Origin of the sequence: Paenibacillus sp. VTT E-133291, assembly GCF_002264395.1 — a bacterium.
GTDB classification, from domain to species: domain Bacteria; phylum Bacillota; class Bacilli; order Paenibacillales; family Paenibacillaceae; genus Paenibacillus_AQ; species Paenibacillus_AQ nitricinens.
On record NZ_NFVA01000008.1, the window covers coordinates 1 to 15,317 of the forward strand.

14 protein-coding genes are annotated in these 15,317 nt (G+C 41.6%); 7 read left to right on the top strand and 7 right to left on the bottom strand.

The window, feature by feature from the left end:
* Positions 1-270: 270 nt before the first annotated feature.
* Positions 271-1,515, bottom strand: coding sequence for an MDR family MFS transporter (locus CA598_RS05295; protein ID WP_094875718.1), 1,245 nt, complete (start codon positions 1,513-1,515; stop codon positions 271-273).
* 143 nt (positions 1,516-1,658) lie between these two features.
* Between CA598_RS05295 and CA598_RS05300 the strand changes: the two genes are divergently transcribed.
* The 4 genes from CA598_RS05300 (at position 1,659) to CA598_RS05315 (ending at position 5,721) form a co-directional block, all read left to right on the top strand.
* Positions 1,659-3,434 (top strand): ABC transporter substrate-binding protein, encoded by a 1,776-nt coding sequence (locus CA598_RS05300; protein ID WP_094875720.1) that lies wholly within the window; start codon positions 1,659-1,661, stop codon positions 3,432-3,434.
* Positions 3,435-3,723: 289 nt separating this feature from the next.
* Positions 3,724-4,647 (top strand): ketopantoate reductase family protein, encoded by a 924-nt coding sequence (locus tag CA598_RS05305; RefSeq protein WP_094875722.1) that lies wholly within the window; start codon positions 3,724-3,726, stop codon positions 4,645-4,647.
* A 34-nt stretch (positions 4,648-4,681) separates the two neighbouring features.
* The gene (locus CA598_RS05310) at positions 4,682-5,086 is read left to right on the top strand and encodes a VOC family protein (RefSeq protein ID WP_094875819.1); all 405 of its coding nucleotides are present in this window, start codon (positions 4,682-4,684) and stop codon (positions 5,084-5,086) included.
* Positions 5,087-5,154: 68 nt separating this feature from the next.
* On the top strand, positions 5,155-5,721 hold the full coding sequence (locus tag CA598_RS05315) for a GNAT family N-acetyltransferase (RefSeq protein ID WP_094875724.1): 567 nt from the start codon (positions 5,155-5,157) through the stop codon (positions 5,719-5,721).
* Between the two features lie 89 nt (positions 5,722-5,810).
* Here the strand turns inward: CA598_RS05315 and CA598_RS05320 are convergent, their stop codons facing one another.
* On the bottom strand, positions 5,811-6,206 hold the full coding sequence (locus CA598_RS05320) for a hypothetical protein (RefSeq protein WP_143812390.1): 396 nt from the start codon (positions 6,204-6,206) through the stop codon (positions 5,811-5,813).
* A 112-nt stretch (positions 6,207-6,318) separates the two neighbouring features.
* Between CA598_RS05320 and CA598_RS05325 the strand changes: the two genes are divergently transcribed.
* On the top strand, positions 6,319-7,290 hold the full coding sequence (locus tag CA598_RS05325; RefSeq protein WP_256990364.1) for a GNAT family N-acetyltransferase: 972 nt from the start codon (positions 6,319-6,321) through the stop codon (positions 7,288-7,290).
* A gap of 140 nt (positions 7,291-7,430) precedes the next feature.
* Here the strand turns inward: CA598_RS05325 and CA598_RS32125 are convergent, their stop codons facing one another.
* The 4 genes from CA598_RS32125 to CA598_RS05345 all read right to left on the bottom strand — a co-directional run bounded on the left by CA598_RS32125 (position 7,431) and on the right by CA598_RS05345 (position 12,182).
* Positions 7,431-7,607: a hypothetical protein gene (locus tag CA598_RS32125; RefSeq protein WP_179283588.1), complete on the bottom strand. Its 177-nt coding sequence runs from the start codon at positions 7,605-7,607 to the stop codon at positions 7,431-7,433.
* A gap of 597 nt (positions 7,608-8,204) precedes the next feature.
* Positions 8,205-9,521 carry a PQQ-binding-like beta-propeller repeat protein gene (locus CA598_RS05335; protein WP_179283589.1) on the bottom strand — a complete coding sequence of 439 codons (1,317 nt, stop codon included), beginning with the start codon at positions 9,519-9,521 and terminating at the stop codon, positions 8,205-8,207.
* Between the two features lie 177 nt (positions 9,522-9,698).
* Entirely contained in the window at positions 9,699-10,655 is a 957-nt protein-coding gene (locus CA598_RS05340) for an alpha/beta hydrolase (RefSeq protein ID WP_094875732.1), read from the bottom strand.
* Between the two features lie 204 nt (positions 10,656-10,859).
* Positions 10,860-12,182 (bottom strand): APC family permease, encoded by a 1,323-nt coding sequence (locus CA598_RS05345; protein WP_094875734.1) that lies wholly within the window; start codon positions 12,180-12,182, stop codon positions 10,860-10,862.
* A 128-nt stretch (positions 12,183-12,310) separates the two neighbouring features.
* On the opposite strand from CA598_RS05345, the gene CA598_RS05350 reads away from it, so the two are divergent.
* A complete protein-coding gene (locus CA598_RS05350) occupies positions 12,311-13,207 on the top strand; it encodes a LysR family transcriptional regulator (protein ID WP_094875735.1) in 897 nt (298 codons plus the stop codon).
* Between the two features lie 63 nt (positions 13,208-13,270).
* On the top strand, positions 13,271-14,176 hold the full coding sequence (locus tag CA598_RS05355; RefSeq protein WP_094875737.1) for a tyrosine-type recombinase/integrase: 906 nt from the start codon (positions 13,271-13,273) through the stop codon (positions 14,174-14,176).
* A 91-nt stretch (positions 14,177-14,267) separates the two neighbouring features.
* Here the strand turns inward: CA598_RS05355 and CA598_RS05360 are convergent, their stop codons facing one another.
* Entirely contained in the window at positions 14,268-15,191 is a 924-nt protein-coding gene (locus CA598_RS05360; RefSeq protein WP_042188714.1) for an L-lactate dehydrogenase, read from the bottom strand.
* Positions 15,192-15,317 lie beyond the last annotated feature (126 nt).

Sequence of the window (15,317 nt, forward strand, 5' to 3'; positions counted from 1 at the left end):
TTAGTCATGACTAATATGTGAAACCCTTTAATATATCTATCTTTCTTAAATTTATGTCTTGATAAACTCAGAAAATAAAGTTGTAGACTGGCATAGGTAAGGTATTAACCTACTTAAATGATGATGATCACAAAAAGAAGGAGATGTAGATCAATTATTTGGTGAGATCCAATTAATATCATCTTTATTCTTAAAAGTAGCGGGCGATTTAGGTATTTACCCTGAAAATATTGAGTCCATAAAAAACCTTTAGAGACCAGAAATACTAAATTATCCATTAACCGTGTTGGTCTCATCACCATGCGATAACTTCTCTCTAGCAGTAAGCCTCTTGTGCGCTAAGAATAGAAATGGAAGACCTATAGCCGTGGTTAAAGCGAGTGGCAGGAAGATCGTAAGTCCGTTCTGAGCTCCATAATGATCCAACAACACTCCGCCGAAGATAGGCGCGATTACACTCCCCAAATTATTAAAGCCAATCGTTCCAAAGTACGTACCTTTCATTTCTGGCTTCGCAATCCGATCGATTAACATATCCATCATCGTAAAGAGCAGAACTTCCCCTATAGTAAACAGGATCACACTGAACATAAGCAGGGCTACACCTTCGGCTAAACCTACTAAGAGAAGACTAATAGCAACGCAGATATTTCCGAGAATCAATGGAATAATCGGTGAGAATTTGCTAGCCGTACGTACAATAGGATATTGCACCACTAATACCGTGATGGCATTGAGTGACAACATATAGGAGAATAATTGCCCACCATTTGTGAAATGGGTGTTCATTGCTAAATATTGCGCCATAGTTGAACCAAAATGTCCGTATCCAAGTACACAAAAGATAGTACCGAGTAGAACTGGCAAGAATACACGGTCTCTACCGGTTGTTGCCAAGGCTTCAAGTAAACGTGGTGGTTCGGCTTGCGTATGACCCTCCATGGTTGAGCGATGCAATTTGAATTGTACGAATAACACAAGCCCATATGCAACATATACAATACCAGCGATCATAAAAGGAAACGTAGATTCAGCAGAACCGAGCTGTACTCCAATAATCGGACCAAAGACAACACCAAGGTTAATCGCAGCGTATCTAAGATTGAATACTAGCAGCTTACTTTCAGCTGGTGTTATGTCAGATAAAAGTGCCCGTGAGGTGGGCTCAAACACAGATCTGCATAATCCGTTCAACGTATTGACCAGGAAAAATACCCACAGATGTTGGGCAACTGAGAATCCGAAGAATACTGCTGCCCAGCCAAATACGGAGATTAACATGACAATTTTGCGGCCTACAATATCCGAGATATATCCTCCGTAGAAGCTGGCCATTACGCCCGCCAAAGAGCTGACGGCTACCGTAATCCCCGTTTGTGTGGGGGTGGATCCAAGGACTTGGGTTAAATAGATGGATAAGAATGGAATGCTCATTGAAGTTACCAAACGTCCGAACATCGTACCGACGATGATAGTCCAAGCTAATGGGTGAATATGCCTAAGATGCTGGTTCATAATTGAAAAGGTCTCCTAATCTGATAGCTATAATTTAGTACTGCATATTCATTAACGATATATGTATAATTATAATGATAAAAGGGGGAAGTAAAAGTGTAAGATTTACTTACAGTGTTTCACCTTTAAAGGAGTGAGCGATCGTGGACCATATTAGTAATCATTTTTTATGTTTAGCAATAGCCATCCCATCCTCAATAGATATAGGGGAAGGTAATCCTGTGACCATAGATAGACTAGCTTCTATTCTGTGCTGCACTCCTCGTAACGTAAAGTTTATTCTGCGAAAACTTGAAGAGCAGGGTTTTATACACTGGCAGCCTGGAAGAGGGCGTGGAAATATCTCGCAGCTAACTTTTCTACGAACGATTGAAGAGGTGCTGGAGGACAGCTTTCAGGAACTGGTTAATAAGGGGAAGCTTAAGGAAGCTATAGAGTTATTAAGTCGTGGTCAGGTTAGCGACACATTAAAGGAACGGTTATTAATGGTGTTAAATAAGCAGATGGGCTTCCGTAGTGAAACGGAGTCGACATCAGGCTTGGATGTGTTACGAATTACACGAAACCGGCATATGGAAGTGCTGGATCCAGCTTATGTATATACCGCGTTTGAATCCTATTTACTCGGACAAATTTATAGCACATTAGTTACCTATGATGCGGCCAGTGATACCTTTCTCCCTGGATTGGCTCATATGTGGGAAACCAATGAAGACAGCACAAGTTATATTTTTTATCTCCGTAAAGGTGTACGTTTCCATCATGGTAAGATTATGACTTCAAGAGATGTCAAAGAAACCTTTCAGCGACTTATAGATTTGAACAGTCCGGCGTTGAGCTTGTACAAAGATATTGAGCGAGTAGAGATAGAAGGAGATCACAGAATCAAGTTTGAGCTGTCTCGTCCGAATCTCTTTTTTCTCCATATGTTCAGTTGTATTCATATGTCGATTCTTCCTCATGACGTAGATCTTGTAAAAGAAGTGAGTGGAACAGGGCCTTATCGTTTACTAGATCTTAATGAAGATGTGCTAGTTCTCGCGGCATTTGACTATTATTACGGTATACGCCCGCTACTAGATCGTGTGGAAATCTGGTATTTGCCAGAACAAGCTTCAAATGAACGATTGTATGAACTCCCTGAATCTGCTCAGGAAGGTTTATTACCTAATATCATCTGTAACCACAGTATTGACTACCCTGCCTTGGGATGCCGATATCTCTTGTTCAATTTCCATAAAGACGGAATTCATCAACACCAACTATTCCGGCAGGCTATACGAATCCTTTACAGCCGAGAAGCCTTAATTAAGGAGTTAGGAGGGAACCGTAGTACCCCTGCTGATAGCTTTTTACCTTGGGAGAGCAGTAAGAGAAGTATTATTGAGCCTACCCTGGAACACGCGAGAGAGCTTCTAGTGGCAAGTGGATACCAGGGGGAGACCTTAAGATTAGCTACAAAAGATAAAAAAGAAGAGCGGGAAGAAGCCCTGTGGCTTCAAGCACGAGCTGCTTCAGTAGGACTGCATATTGAGCTGTATTTATTCAACGAGTTTAACTCTGCAGATATAAAGAACACTGCCGAAATCCTCCTTGCTGAAGAGGTTCTTGAAGATGATTGGCAGTGGGGAATGGTTAACTACTTTAATAATAAACTTAATTATCTTTTTTCTCTGCTGAGAGATGAACAGATCTTGTTATTCTCAGATGTACTTACCGATTTCACGCAATCCCCAAAGGAAGAGAGAATCAAGCTGCTGGATCAGGCAGAAGGTGTGCTTAGGGACAACTATTGGGTGTTATATGGTTGTCATATGAATAAAAAAGCGCAGCTAAATCAAAGCTTGTTTGGACTTCACACCAGTTCATTCGGATTTCTGGATATCTCAAAACTATGGATCAAAACTACTAGTCTTTAAGGAGAGTTACCTAAATATGCTTGTACAGGAATGTTTTCTTTTGCTATACTTTCCAGGGAGGCTGTATCGATAAATTATCGAATGGTGCTCTAATAGGTTTTAATAAAAATGAATATTAATTAACTTGTAGCCATGGAGGTGAACTCGTTGGATTTTGCTCAGATCCGTAAGGACCGAGACAAAAGAACGGTCGGTACTTGACTCTTTTTTTGCCTTTCGGACCTGTTTAGCAGATAGCTAAAAGGTCTTTTTGTTTGTTTAAATTAAGGGAAAAGAAGGGGAGACTATTATGCGTTTTCTTATCGTGGGTGCAGGAGCTATAGGTGGATATTTCGGAGGTCGTCTAGTTCAAAAAGGAGAAGATGTTACATTTCTCGTCCGAAATGCCAAACAGATTCAGTTAGAAGCGGACGGTTTGATTGTAAAAAGTGTTCATGGGGATTTTCAGACTTCTGTACGAACGATTTCTAATAGGGAAGAAGCAGAGCTTTTCGACTGCATTATTATAGCGGTCAAGGCATACCATTTGCCTCAGGTGATGAATGACATTGAACCCTACGTCGGTGAACATACACTGATCCTCCCGCTCCTCAATGGTTATGATCAATTTAGCATTTTGCAGAAGCGTTTTGGCCCAGAACATGTACTGGGTGGTCTTTGTTATATAGAAACAACTCTAGATTCAGCAGGTACTATCGTTCAAAGCAGTTCGTTTCATAGTATTGTGTTTGGTGAATGGGCAGGCGGTGAGTCAGAACGAACAAGATTGCTGCTGAGTCATTTGGATCATGCTGGCTTCACTGTATCATTAAGTTCTGCCATTCAGCGCGAAGTGTGGCAGAAATATATATTTGTAGCTAGTCTAAGTGGGATTACCACTTTAATGGATAGCTCTGTTGGGCCTATTTTTGCTTCCTCAAAAGCACGTGCAATCTATGAGCAGCTTCTTCAAGAGATTGTTAGCTTGGCTCAGAATGCTGGAATGCCTGTGGGACCGGAAAATATAGCTTCCACGATGGGAAAGATGCGTTCTGTGTTACCTGAATTTACTTCATCCATGCATCGGGATATGCATAAGCTACTACCTGTAGAAGCGGACCATCTGCATGGGGCACTTCTGGCTATGGCTGTTCCAGTTCAAGGCGCGTATCCGGTTCTCGAAACCGTGTATGCCCGTTTGAAAGTATACGAAAGCGTTAATGATATGAACTGATCTACTTTAAATCACAATAAGGAGCTGGACAATGATGAAGGAAACGAATCAAAAGATCATGACTTTTCTAATGTTCGAGGGTAAGGCAGAAGAAGCTATGAATTTCTATACGTCCTTGTTTGATGATTCCGAAGTTATTAGCATTAAGCGCTATGGAGCGAACGAAGCAGGACCTGAAGGGAGTGTAATGCAGGCCTCCTTTTCTTTACATGGACAAGTATTTATGTGTATAGATAGTTATGTTCAGCACGGCTTTACCTTTACTCCAGCGATATCCTTATATGTGAATTGTGAGGGTGAAGCTGAAATTGATCGGGTCTACGAATCATTAGCGCAAGGTGGACAGGTCCTAATGCCTCTTGGAAGCTATCCGTTTAGTCCGAAATTTGGCTGGGTAGCGGATCGTTTTGGTGTGACCTGGCAATTAAATCTTCTATAAGTAGTATCATACTATTGTTCTGTAACCTCCATTATAATGAGCATAGCTATTATAATGGAGGTTTTGAGATGTCCATCATTAATCCGTATCAGGTATGTCCGGTGTTTGAGAGTGAGTGTTTAATCTATAGATTGGTTCAAGAGGAAGACGCAGAGGACCTACTAGAATGTTATTCTGACGCTGCTTCTATCCCGCTCTTCAATAGCGATAACTGTACTAACGATTTTAACTTTCAAATGATAGAAGAGATGAGTGGCTGTATACGATTCTGGCTGGATGAATATGCAGGGCATAGTTACGTTCGATTTAGTATTGTAGAGAAAGATAGTGATAAGGCTGTTGGCACTATTGAATTTTTTGCGAGAAATGAGAGTGTTGAAGGGGTAGGAGTGATTGGTGTTCTAAGGCTTGATCTGATCTCGAGATTGGAGAATGAAGGGGTTCTTACAGAGATCCTCTCTATGATTGAGAAGGAGTTCTATGATTGTTTTGGGGTTGATGCGATGATTACCAAGGCCATTCCTGCCGCTAAGCAAAGAATTACTGCACTATTAAATAGTGGTTATTCAAAAATTGAGGGCAATGCACTGGTGTCTTTCTACGACTATTATATGATTTCGAGAGTTTCTGGTTAAGAGGTATAATCGCAAGCTACATAAATGATTAGAGGAGGTGAACCTAATAGGGTTTACATCCTCTTTTTTTGAAAATATAAGAAACGGATTTAATTACATTGCTGAACAATAGTTGTGCCCTTATTAGTAATCGTGACAGTTGAATAACCAGATAGATACTCTGTATAACCGCATACAGTTTCTTGGGTGGATCGTCCTTTTGCGTCAGTATACTTTAGGTATATAGAACCTTCACCACTTAAGCTTAGTGTAGGCTTAAACTTTTTCGTTTGTCCTTTCCTGATGGGACTTATAAATAATTCCTTGGAATCCGTATGGACTAAACCTATTTCAATAGAGCTAATATCATTATCCGACTGATTATCTACAGTGAGCAAGAAACTCTTAAGTGGAGTTAGGATATTTGATATCGTACCGATCCCTAAAGCTATCACAATACCCACTGAAAATATAGAAATACCTATTAAAAATCGTCTCTTCATCATGCAGTCCCCCTATGTAAGTAAGACAGGGTTCATTCGAATAATGTTACAGTATATAAGAATTAATTATAACTATTCATTAACAAGTGAAATTGGAAGAGATGTGCTACCCTTAATGTATGCCAAAATTTATTTGAAAAGGGGTTTTGTTTTGACAAAATCAACGATTCTTTCATCAGAGGGAATAATGATTCGTCATTTTGAACAAGGGGATATGCCATTACTGGGTGAGTTATATAACTCGGTTACTTCGCGGGGAAATGCTGTTTTTTGGTGGATTGGTGATGAGGAAAACTGGAAGAATGTGTACTGCGCCTTTGAAAATGGGAAAATGATTGCCAAAGGTCAAGTAGAGATCATAAATATTGTGCCGACTGGGCGTTCAAAGGAAAGCAGACATTCGATCTATTTGAATTTGAAAACAATACCTGAACAAGAAGAAGACTATGATTTATTAGAGAGCATGTATCAAACGCTCCTCTTGAGAGCACTAGAATTAAAGGAAACTTTACCAGCAGAGTATAAAACGACGCTATGTGTGGGGAATAACGCATCGGAGATCGCGAACACGCAGTTTTTTGAAAAAGAAAAGGGCTTCTGTCAGTACAATAGCTTATTTAAAATGAATCATAATCTTAATGATACTTTCTCCGTACCTGAACTAAATGAGAGATTTGAATTTGCAACTTGGATGATGGAGACCCCACAAGAAGAACAACTTTATTTAGAATTGGAAGCAGAGGTTTGGCCAGAAACCCCACTCGGGAAAGAACGACTATCTCAGTTTAAGCAAAATCTGCTTTGGAATTCTTTGGTTGTTCGAGAAGGGGAGAGGGTTGTAGGCAGCTTGATGGTATGGCAGGAAGAGAAAAGTGGGTATATTGAAAATGTTTTTGTACTAGAGCCGTGGAGAAGATTTGGAATTGCTAGGTACATGCTTTCTCAAGCGTTAAGCTATTTCAGAACACATGGACTTGAAGAAGCTTATTTAATGGTGTTAACAGATAATGATTCTGCATTGCATCTTTATGAATCCGTTGGATTCAGTTTATCAAGTGAAGAAAGACGGTATCGTATAGAATTATAGAACTCCTATAGTTTTTGAAGTGGAGGATTACTAAGCAAAGTGTGATTCGTTTTCATCGAGGCTCGATGACAGGATTGCACTTTTTTAGTAATCCGTTCGCCTTGTAATAAATGATGACTGGAACCTCTGAACAATTTTGTTCAGTTATTGTTAGTTACTTGTTTACCCTCACATTTCTTACACACGTTAACCTTTTCGCCTGAAAGTCCTTTTCCGATATACAAAAGCTTAATACGAGTGCTGCCGCAGATCAGACATGTTCCTCTGCCTCGGGATGGCATACGCCAAAGTGCTTTGCCGCGCTTGTTTTTGGACATAAATAGCCCACCTTTGCGATTGATACCCTATCTTATGAGCGAGGGAACCTTAAAGTTCGGAGAATGAAGCTTATAAATTCCTTTGTAATTGCAGATGAAATAAAGGATAAATAAGGGCGAAAAATGCCCTAAAAAAACAGCGCATAACTTAAATTATACGCTGTTTTAGTTTTAAGGCGTTTTTTTGAGGAGAGATCGCCACTTGGACGAGCGAAAAGGAGGGATTTTAAGGATTTTTTTATAAATAACGGATATCTATATCTCTAAATTTACCTGCTGACATTTTTAGCATTCTGAATTGTAATGAGCCTTGTTCGGTTGATTGGTGCCCAATTACTTTCGGGGTGAATTACTGGGAATACGAATTTTAGTAATCAGATAATTATGTGTGATTCGAGGTTTCATCCGTCAATGAAGAAGAAGTAGCCGCGGTAGATTCTCTGATTATTTTTTCAACATAGCCATTGATCTGACTTGGATCCAGCTTCCATTGCTCTTCAAGCGACTTTAAGGATAACTTTTTCTTAAAAAAAGGATCTTCGTTCATCCAATCTAAAGGGTTCGATTTATTCGGACTGAGATGAGGGGGAATCACCTCTATTTTAATTCTTTTGGCAGAGCAATAGCGAATAGATCCTGCTCCGTCTGGATGTAAAGAATCCCATTCGCAGTGAAAGGTTTGCCATATTGTCGTGCTCCTGTCTTTATTTTGCCGAGTGCTTTTCCTGTTTCTGCATTTATAATATAGAAGTAGCCATTCTCATAACCAGCGTAAATCCCCTTACCAAACCATTGAACGCTAAGAGCAGGACTGTCCGGGCCGTTGAAAATTGTGTTGCGATTATTGTTCATTTGAACCCATGTGAGCTGTGAACCTTTTTGGAAAAAAGCCATGTTATTTAATGGACCAGCCACCCAATTTCCGTACTCCTCATAACTTTTAGGCTCACTTTTTGTTTCTTGACCTAAGCTAAAGCGGTATAGTGTATTAAAGTCCCACTGATTTAAGCTTCCATCGACTGTATATAGATAGGATCCTTGAAGTGACGTGAAATAATTACCTAGTCTACTAACATCTTCGAGTGGTTTATAGTTCTTTTTGGTCTTTGCTTTTCCGCTTTTAACATCCACATGCACCAGGGTCATCTGATAGCCTTTAAGAGGTTCGTTAGAGGCATCATTTGAAGCATTCGCTTGCTCCCGAAGTATTAAATCACCATCCCGATAAGCAACAAAGTTGTAAAATCCCTCCATTCTCCATAACCTCTTACCTGTAGCTGGATCGAGGCCGAAAAACTGTGTGCGTCTGTTATCAACGGTACTAGATACGACAAATATACCGTCATAAAGGCCATATATACTCCCTGCATACATAGGGATGTCTTTATTTCCCCAAATCTTTTTACCTGTAACTGGATGATAAGCCGCTATTCCACCATGATCATTCCGGAAGTATAACACCCCGTTCATTAACTCTGCATAGGCACCGATTTCAATGGGATCTTTGGCAGCCTTAACTTTCCAAAGCAGTTTCCCTGTTTGGGCATTAACTTTTACAAGATAACCCTCATAAGTGATGAAGAAGACGGAATTTTTCGTTATAATCTCAGGGTGTGCGCCGTTTTTGTAGAACCATTTTACTTTTCCTGTGGTTAGATCAGCTGCTTTCAGTGTGCCACCTGATGAATAATAGAACAATCCATTTGAAATAGGAGCTTTTACATCATAAAGTCCCAAGCTATCTGTTTTGTCATGCCATAATGGTTTAATTGTGGTGACAGGATCGACTGTTGAAGAAGAGGAGGAGGCAAGGGGCGTTGCTGCAGCTTGAGCACTAGGCAAACATAGACCAACACCAGATAAGAGTAAGGAGGAGGAAATGACTGTCTTCAGAATGAATGGTCGATATTTCAATATTCTAGCTCCTTTTAGATCATTTAATATATATTGACGCAGAGTCTGGATATTTGTTTCTTATTTGTAAAAATAAACTTGTTTACATAATAATTATTATGTAAACAACAAAAAACGAATGGGTCTACACAAAATTCTTGTGTAGACCCATTCGCCAGGGTTAGAGTAATCAGTTGTTTAAAAACCTTCACGAAGCCAGGTAGTTGCCAACTTAATGGCGGCTTTTTTGGCATTGGTCTCAGCTAAAGGATTTAGCATCACGAAATCATGTATGATCCCTTGAAAGCGAACTGCCGTGACTGTGACTCCAGCTTCACGTAATTTGGCGGCATAAGCTTCCCCTTCATCACGTAGAACATCTGCTTCACCCGTTATGACTAGTGCTTCGGGTAGATCTTGTAACTGATCAACACTAGCTCGAAGCGGGGAGGCTGTGATCTGCTTCCGCTCCTCGGGGTCAGTTGTATATTGATCCCAGAACCATTTCATTCCATCACGCTGCAAGAAATATCCTTCGGCAAACTCATGATAGGATTCGGTATCAAAGGAGGCATCCGTTACCGGATAGAACAAAAGTTGTTTCTCTATCTTTGGGCCACTGCGTTCTTTTGCCATAAGCGTAATGGCGGCTGCCATATTCCCACCGACACTATCACCACCTATGGATAGCTTGCTAGCATCAAGGGCATGATCACTTCCCTGTTCAGCGATCCATTTCAGAACAGCATAGATCTCTTCGATGGCAGTAGGATATTTTACTTCCGGAGAGAGGCTATAATTCGGAAAAACAATAGCGGCCTCTGCTCCAACAGCTATTTCACGGATTAGACGGTCATGGGTATGTGCATTACCAAACACCCAGCCTGCACCATGAATGTAAAGAATCACTGGCAACGAAGCGGAAGAGGAGCTAGGAGGCCGAACAATTCTTATGGAAACATTACCATTAGGTCCTCCTGGTACCATAAGATCTTTAATATCGACTTCTGGTTTATATATCTCACTGGATTGTACAGTATCTACGGTTTCACGGCCTTTTTCTGGTCCAAGATCAGGAAGGAATGGAGGTTTGGAATTATCATCGGCAAATTTCTGCGCTGCTGGCTCAAGAACAATCTTTGGTTGATTAGGCATGATGTATCGTCTCCTTTGTCTGGTCATAGTATAGTTTACCCTCATCATTCCATAACCATCTAAACAAATACTGAAACGATAGGATTCATTCATGCAACTCTTCCATGGGTAGGATTTGGTGTTTTCTTGCCAATAGCGGCACTGGGAGTGAATGGAAGCTGATGCATCATCACATTGTCTGATTCAATCAGATGATTATGAGCCTTATAACACTTTTTGTTGACCTTCATACATTTCACGACTTAAATCCTTTATTTCTGCACCCGCTTGTTTATGTTTGATACGAAAGATCAAAATAAACATCAAAGTAATTAGTAACGGATAGCCTATCGCCCAGCCTGTAAAAGGAAACACGGCAGCAGTAGCTAAAAAGGAAATCCAGCTTAGCGTCACACCTAAGCGACTTCCTTTGAGCAGGCGTATCCCTGCAGCACAACCTCCGATATAAGTCAGGATAAATGTCGCATTCGGAAACTGGATCAAAGTAGTGATGGAGATTGCTCCACTGCCGTACAGTGACATCACAGTTACAAAACAGAGGAGTAGAAAAGCTATTCCACCAATAGGGGTATGAAACGGTTTGGATAGCTTACCCATCCATTGCGGGGCATAGCCCTGACGTGATAACGCAAAAGCCACGCGTGAAGCGGCACCGGCATAAGCAATAATGGTGGCGGTACAGATGAAGAGACCTGTAAGACCTGCGATAAATCCTCCCCAGCGTCCAAGAGGCTGGCTGATGATCCAGACAAGGGAAGTGCTCGACCCGCCTTTAAGGTAGCTTTGTGTGCCAACCGTTGCTAAAGCGGATAAGAAATATAGAACACCTACAATAATTGCAGCGATGGTCACACCTTTAACTGCAGCACGTTGTGGATCTTTGAACTCCTCAGAGAGATGTGAGACAGCTTCCCAACCAATAAAACACCAAAATAGGATCGCTGCAGCCTGTCCAATGCTCATCCAACCGTGTGGGGCGAAGGGAGTGAAGTGTTCAACCTCCATCCGTGGAAGCGCAGTAGCAAACGAGAAGACGAGGACAGCTACAATCGCAATCACTACAGCAATTTGTACCTTTCCCGCCACTTGCATACCAATCCAGTTTGTAATTAGCCCAATGGCCAACATCACCGCAGCAATAGTAATTCTCGCGGGTTCATCCCAGCCCATGGCGGCTGTCATATAACCAGCTCCAGTCAGCGCAGCGACAGGCGCACCAATCGGAACGGACATTAGGAAGAACCAGCCCACTAAAGATCCGGCTTTAGGTCCGAAAGCAAGGGTAACGAAGTGGGACACGCCTCCAGCGTTAGGGAATTTGGCAGAGAGCAGGCCCATCGATAAGGCCATTGGCAAAATCAACAGCGTCATAAATCCCCATGCCAGTAATGAAGCGGGACCAGCTATTTCTGCAGCCAGCCCGGGAACGATTAAGACTCCTGAGCCCAATACAGCACCGATATAAAGAGCTATGGCTTGCGGCATGCCGATGTTTCTTCGTAAAGTGGTTGAACTTGAATCTTTCATAATTTTTTAATCCTGCTTTCATTGTCTTTTGTTATAGAGTAGCAGATAATATATCCATTGGAAAAACAGATTTTTTGAATAGTATCCATTCAAAATTCCGATGGATAACTATTATTCAGGGGGCTTCTATGGAATCACGTCATCTTTTTACCTTTATAGTTGTAGTGGAAACTGGAAGCTTCACCCGTGCTGCACAGAAGCTTGATTATGCACAATCCAGTATTACCGCACAGATCCAAGCGCTAGAGACTGAAATAGGTCAGCCTTTATTTGATCGGATCAGTAAAAAGATTATCCTAACCGATGCAGGCCGCCGTCTGCTTCCATTCGCACAAGAGATCTCCAGAATGCACTCTCTAGCGCAAGATGCTCTTCGCTCCGAGAGTGAGTTAACAGGGTCTTTACGAATTGGCGCACCTGAATCTCTGGCTGCTTTTCGTTTACCAGGCATTATCAAGGAGTTTCGTGTTAAATATCCGAAGGTCCAAATTCTTCTGAAGCCTGGAGCCTGCTGGGAGCTAACAGATCTAGTTCGTTCCGGTGAACTGGATCTGGCTTTCTTACTGCAATCCGAAACGGAAGATAAAGATCTGAATATAGAAACTCTGGTGCATGAACAAATGACCCTGATCGCCCCGCCGGAACACCCTCTAATTAATCTTTCGGAGGTAGAGCCTCTACACCTTAAGGGAGAAACGATACTGCATACGGAAACCGGTTGTAGCTACCGTACTTTGTTCGAGCATCATTTAAACAGCCACGGGGTATTTCCTGACCCTACACTAGAGTTTTGGAGTATCGAGGCAATCAAGCAATGTGTTATGGCCGGTCTAGGCATCGCTTTTATTCCAATGATTACAGTGAACAACGAATTAGCGGAAGGGAAGTTAGCCAGGTTGAATTGGAATGATGAATCCCAGCGGGTTGCAACTCAAATAGCCTATCATCATAAGAAGTGGAAATCTCCTGTTCTAACAGAGTTTTTAAAAGCTGTGCAAAAGCATGCTGAAAAATGGAGCAGCTAAGTTTAATTCATATAGCCATTCTATGGTACAATAGATTGTCGAAATCAAGGGAGGCTCGAAGCCATGAATGAGTGGAGTGAAGACTACGAAGAGGGGCTTGAGGCTTTTTTAATCTGGATGAAGGATGCCGGTTACACTCCCTATACGCAGAAATCCTATTTAGTAGATGTAAGACAGTTTTTAGAAAGTCTGAATGGTAAAAAGCTAGAGTTCGTAAAGAAGCTGCATGTTATTTCTTTTCTTACGTCAGTGCGTGAACGTGGAGTAAGTGATGCTACCCGTAACCGGAAGCATGCCTCAATTAACTGTTTTTTCAAGGCATTAATTGAGCTGGAATTGCTTCTAACCAATCCTGCAGCTGGGATTAAGAAATCTAAAACGGAGATCAATCGCGAGCCGGTCTACTTAGATGAGGGTGATCTGGGGCGATTTTTGTCTTCTATAGATGGGAAATACAAAGGCCGTAATTTAGCAGTCTTTTTACTGATGTCCTATATGGGGCTTCGGGTGGGGGAAGTCCACACGCTTAATTTAAGTGATTATAATGTAGAAAGACATTCCCTTCGAGTGTTCGGTAAGGGACGTAAATGGCGTAATGTACCGATCCCAGAGGATGTGGTACCTTTTCTCGATCTGGCGATTGAAGAACGATTAAATCCTTGGCGCAGTAAAGAGGAAGCTATGTTCATTTCACAAAAAGGACGCAGGCTGTCCATACGTGGCATTCAGCAAATCGCTGCGGACACCTTCGATCGTTTCCAAAGGGATGTGCCTGCTGCACAACGTCGACCCTATTCCAGCCATAAGCTACGACATTCCTTCGCTACCATGCTGCTACGAAAAGGTGCGGATCTGCGGACGGTTCAAGAGCTGCTGGGACACTCTTCCATTCAGACAACAACGGTTTACACGCATATCACGAGCCGTGAGAAGGAAGAAGCCATGTCGAAATTGCAAATCCAGATTTGATAGAATTCTAAGTGCAATTCTTTTCATGAAAAAGGGGCTATCCCTTGCCATTGTATCATGACAGTAGGGAGAACCCCATGTATTCTTTTGCTTATAGTTCCAGCTTAGCTATCTCAGCTTTAAGCTTCTCGGCAGATTTCTGGAATAGAGCTCGTTCTGTTTCATTCAATGGAAGATCTAGTACTTCTCGTACACCGGACCGATCTACGACGCAAGGCGCGCCAAGGTAGACATCCGAAACTCCGTTATAATTATTCAATAAAGTAGATACGTTCAATACAGAGCCTTCATTATGAAGAATGGAGACTACAATACGATCTAGTGCTAATGCTATTGCGTAAGAGGTTGAGCCTTTGGCATCAATAATTTCATAAGCGGCATTCTTAGTATCTTGGAATATTTCATCTTGTTCTGCTTCGTCAAAACCGAGATCAATCCCGGCAACATTCGCTAGACTCCAAACCGGAAGTTCCGAGTCTCCATGTTCCCCGATAATCTGACCGTGAATACTGCGTGGATCAATTTCTTTGTGGCGTCCAATCAGGTAGCGAAAACGTGCGCTATCCAGCACCGTTCCGGAACCGATGACTCTTCTGCGATCAAAACCGCTTATTTTCAAAGTGGCATATGACAAAATATCTACAGGATTAGTAGCAATAAGTAGTATCGCATGTTGATTATATTTGGTGATCTTTTGAACGATATCTTTGAAAATTGAAATGTTTTTGCGGAGAAGATCTATCCGGGTCTCACCCGGTTTTTGTGATGCACCGGCAGTTACAATGATGATATCCGCTTCCCGGCAATCTTCATATGTACCAGCCCATAGCTTCACACCACCAACAAAAGGCATACCGTGATTCATATCCAATGCTTCTCCAAGGGCTTTCTTTTGATTAACGTCAATAAGTACAAGCTCAGGCATACGTCTCCGTAGCAGTAATGTATAGGCTGTTGTTGTACCAACTGCTCCAGTACCAATGACTACGACACGATTGGGTTTCGGGGGGGCCATGATTCCATCTCCTCAGTAATTAAAATTTTTAGCTTTTAATCTTGTCCATCATAATCGCTAACGATATTGTTTTCAAGCAGGTCTTATTTAATGCATTACCCCATTTTGGGCATACTTAATAGAAAT

Excerpts from the sequence above, each read along its gene's own strand:
- CA598_RS05295 (WP_094875718.1), bottom strand. The coding sequence starts at position 1,515 with ATGAACCAGCATCTTAGGCATATTCACCCATTAGCTTGGACTATCATC.
- CA598_RS05305 (WP_094875722.1), top strand. The coding sequence starts at position 3,724 with ATGCGTTTTCTTATCGTGGGTGCAGGAGCTATAGGTGGATATTTCGGA.
- CA598_RS05310 (WP_094875819.1), top strand. The coding sequence starts at position 4,682 with ATGAAGGAAACGAATCAAAAGATCATGACTTTTCTAATGTTCGAGGGT.
- CA598_RS05315 (WP_094875724.1), top strand. The coding sequence starts at position 5,155 with ATGTCCATCATTAATCCGTATCAGGTATGTCCGGTGTTTGAGAGTGAG.
- CA598_RS05320 (WP_143812390.1), bottom strand. The coding sequence starts at position 6,206 with ATGATGAAGAGACGATTTTTAATAGGTATTTCTATATTTTCAGTGGGT.
- CA598_RS05325 (WP_256990364.1), top strand. The coding sequence starts at position 6,319 with ATGTATGCCAAAATTTATTTGAAAAGGGGTTTTGTTTTGACAAAATCA.
- CA598_RS32125 (WP_179283588.1), bottom strand. The coding sequence starts at position 7,607 with ATGTCCAAAAACAAGCGCGGCAAAGCACTTTGGCGTATGCCATCCCGA.
- CA598_RS05340 (WP_094875732.1), bottom strand. The coding sequence starts at position 10,655 with ATGCCTAATCAACCAAAGATTGTTCTTGAGCCAGCAGCGCAGAAATTT.
- CA598_RS05345 (WP_094875734.1), bottom strand. The coding sequence starts at position 12,182 with ATGAAAGATTCAAGTTCAACCACTTTACGAAGAAACATCGGCATGCCG.
- CA598_RS05350 (WP_094875735.1), top strand. The coding sequence starts at position 12,311 with ATGGAATCACGTCATCTTTTTACCTTTATAGTTGTAGTGGAAACTGGA.
- CA598_RS05355 (WP_094875737.1), top strand. The coding sequence starts at position 13,271 with ATGAATGAGTGGAGTGAAGACTACGAAGAGGGGCTTGAGGCTTTTTTA.
- CA598_RS05360 (WP_042188714.1), bottom strand. The coding sequence starts at position 15,191 with ATGGCCCCCCCGAAACCCAATCGTGTCGTAGTCATTGGTACTGGAGCA.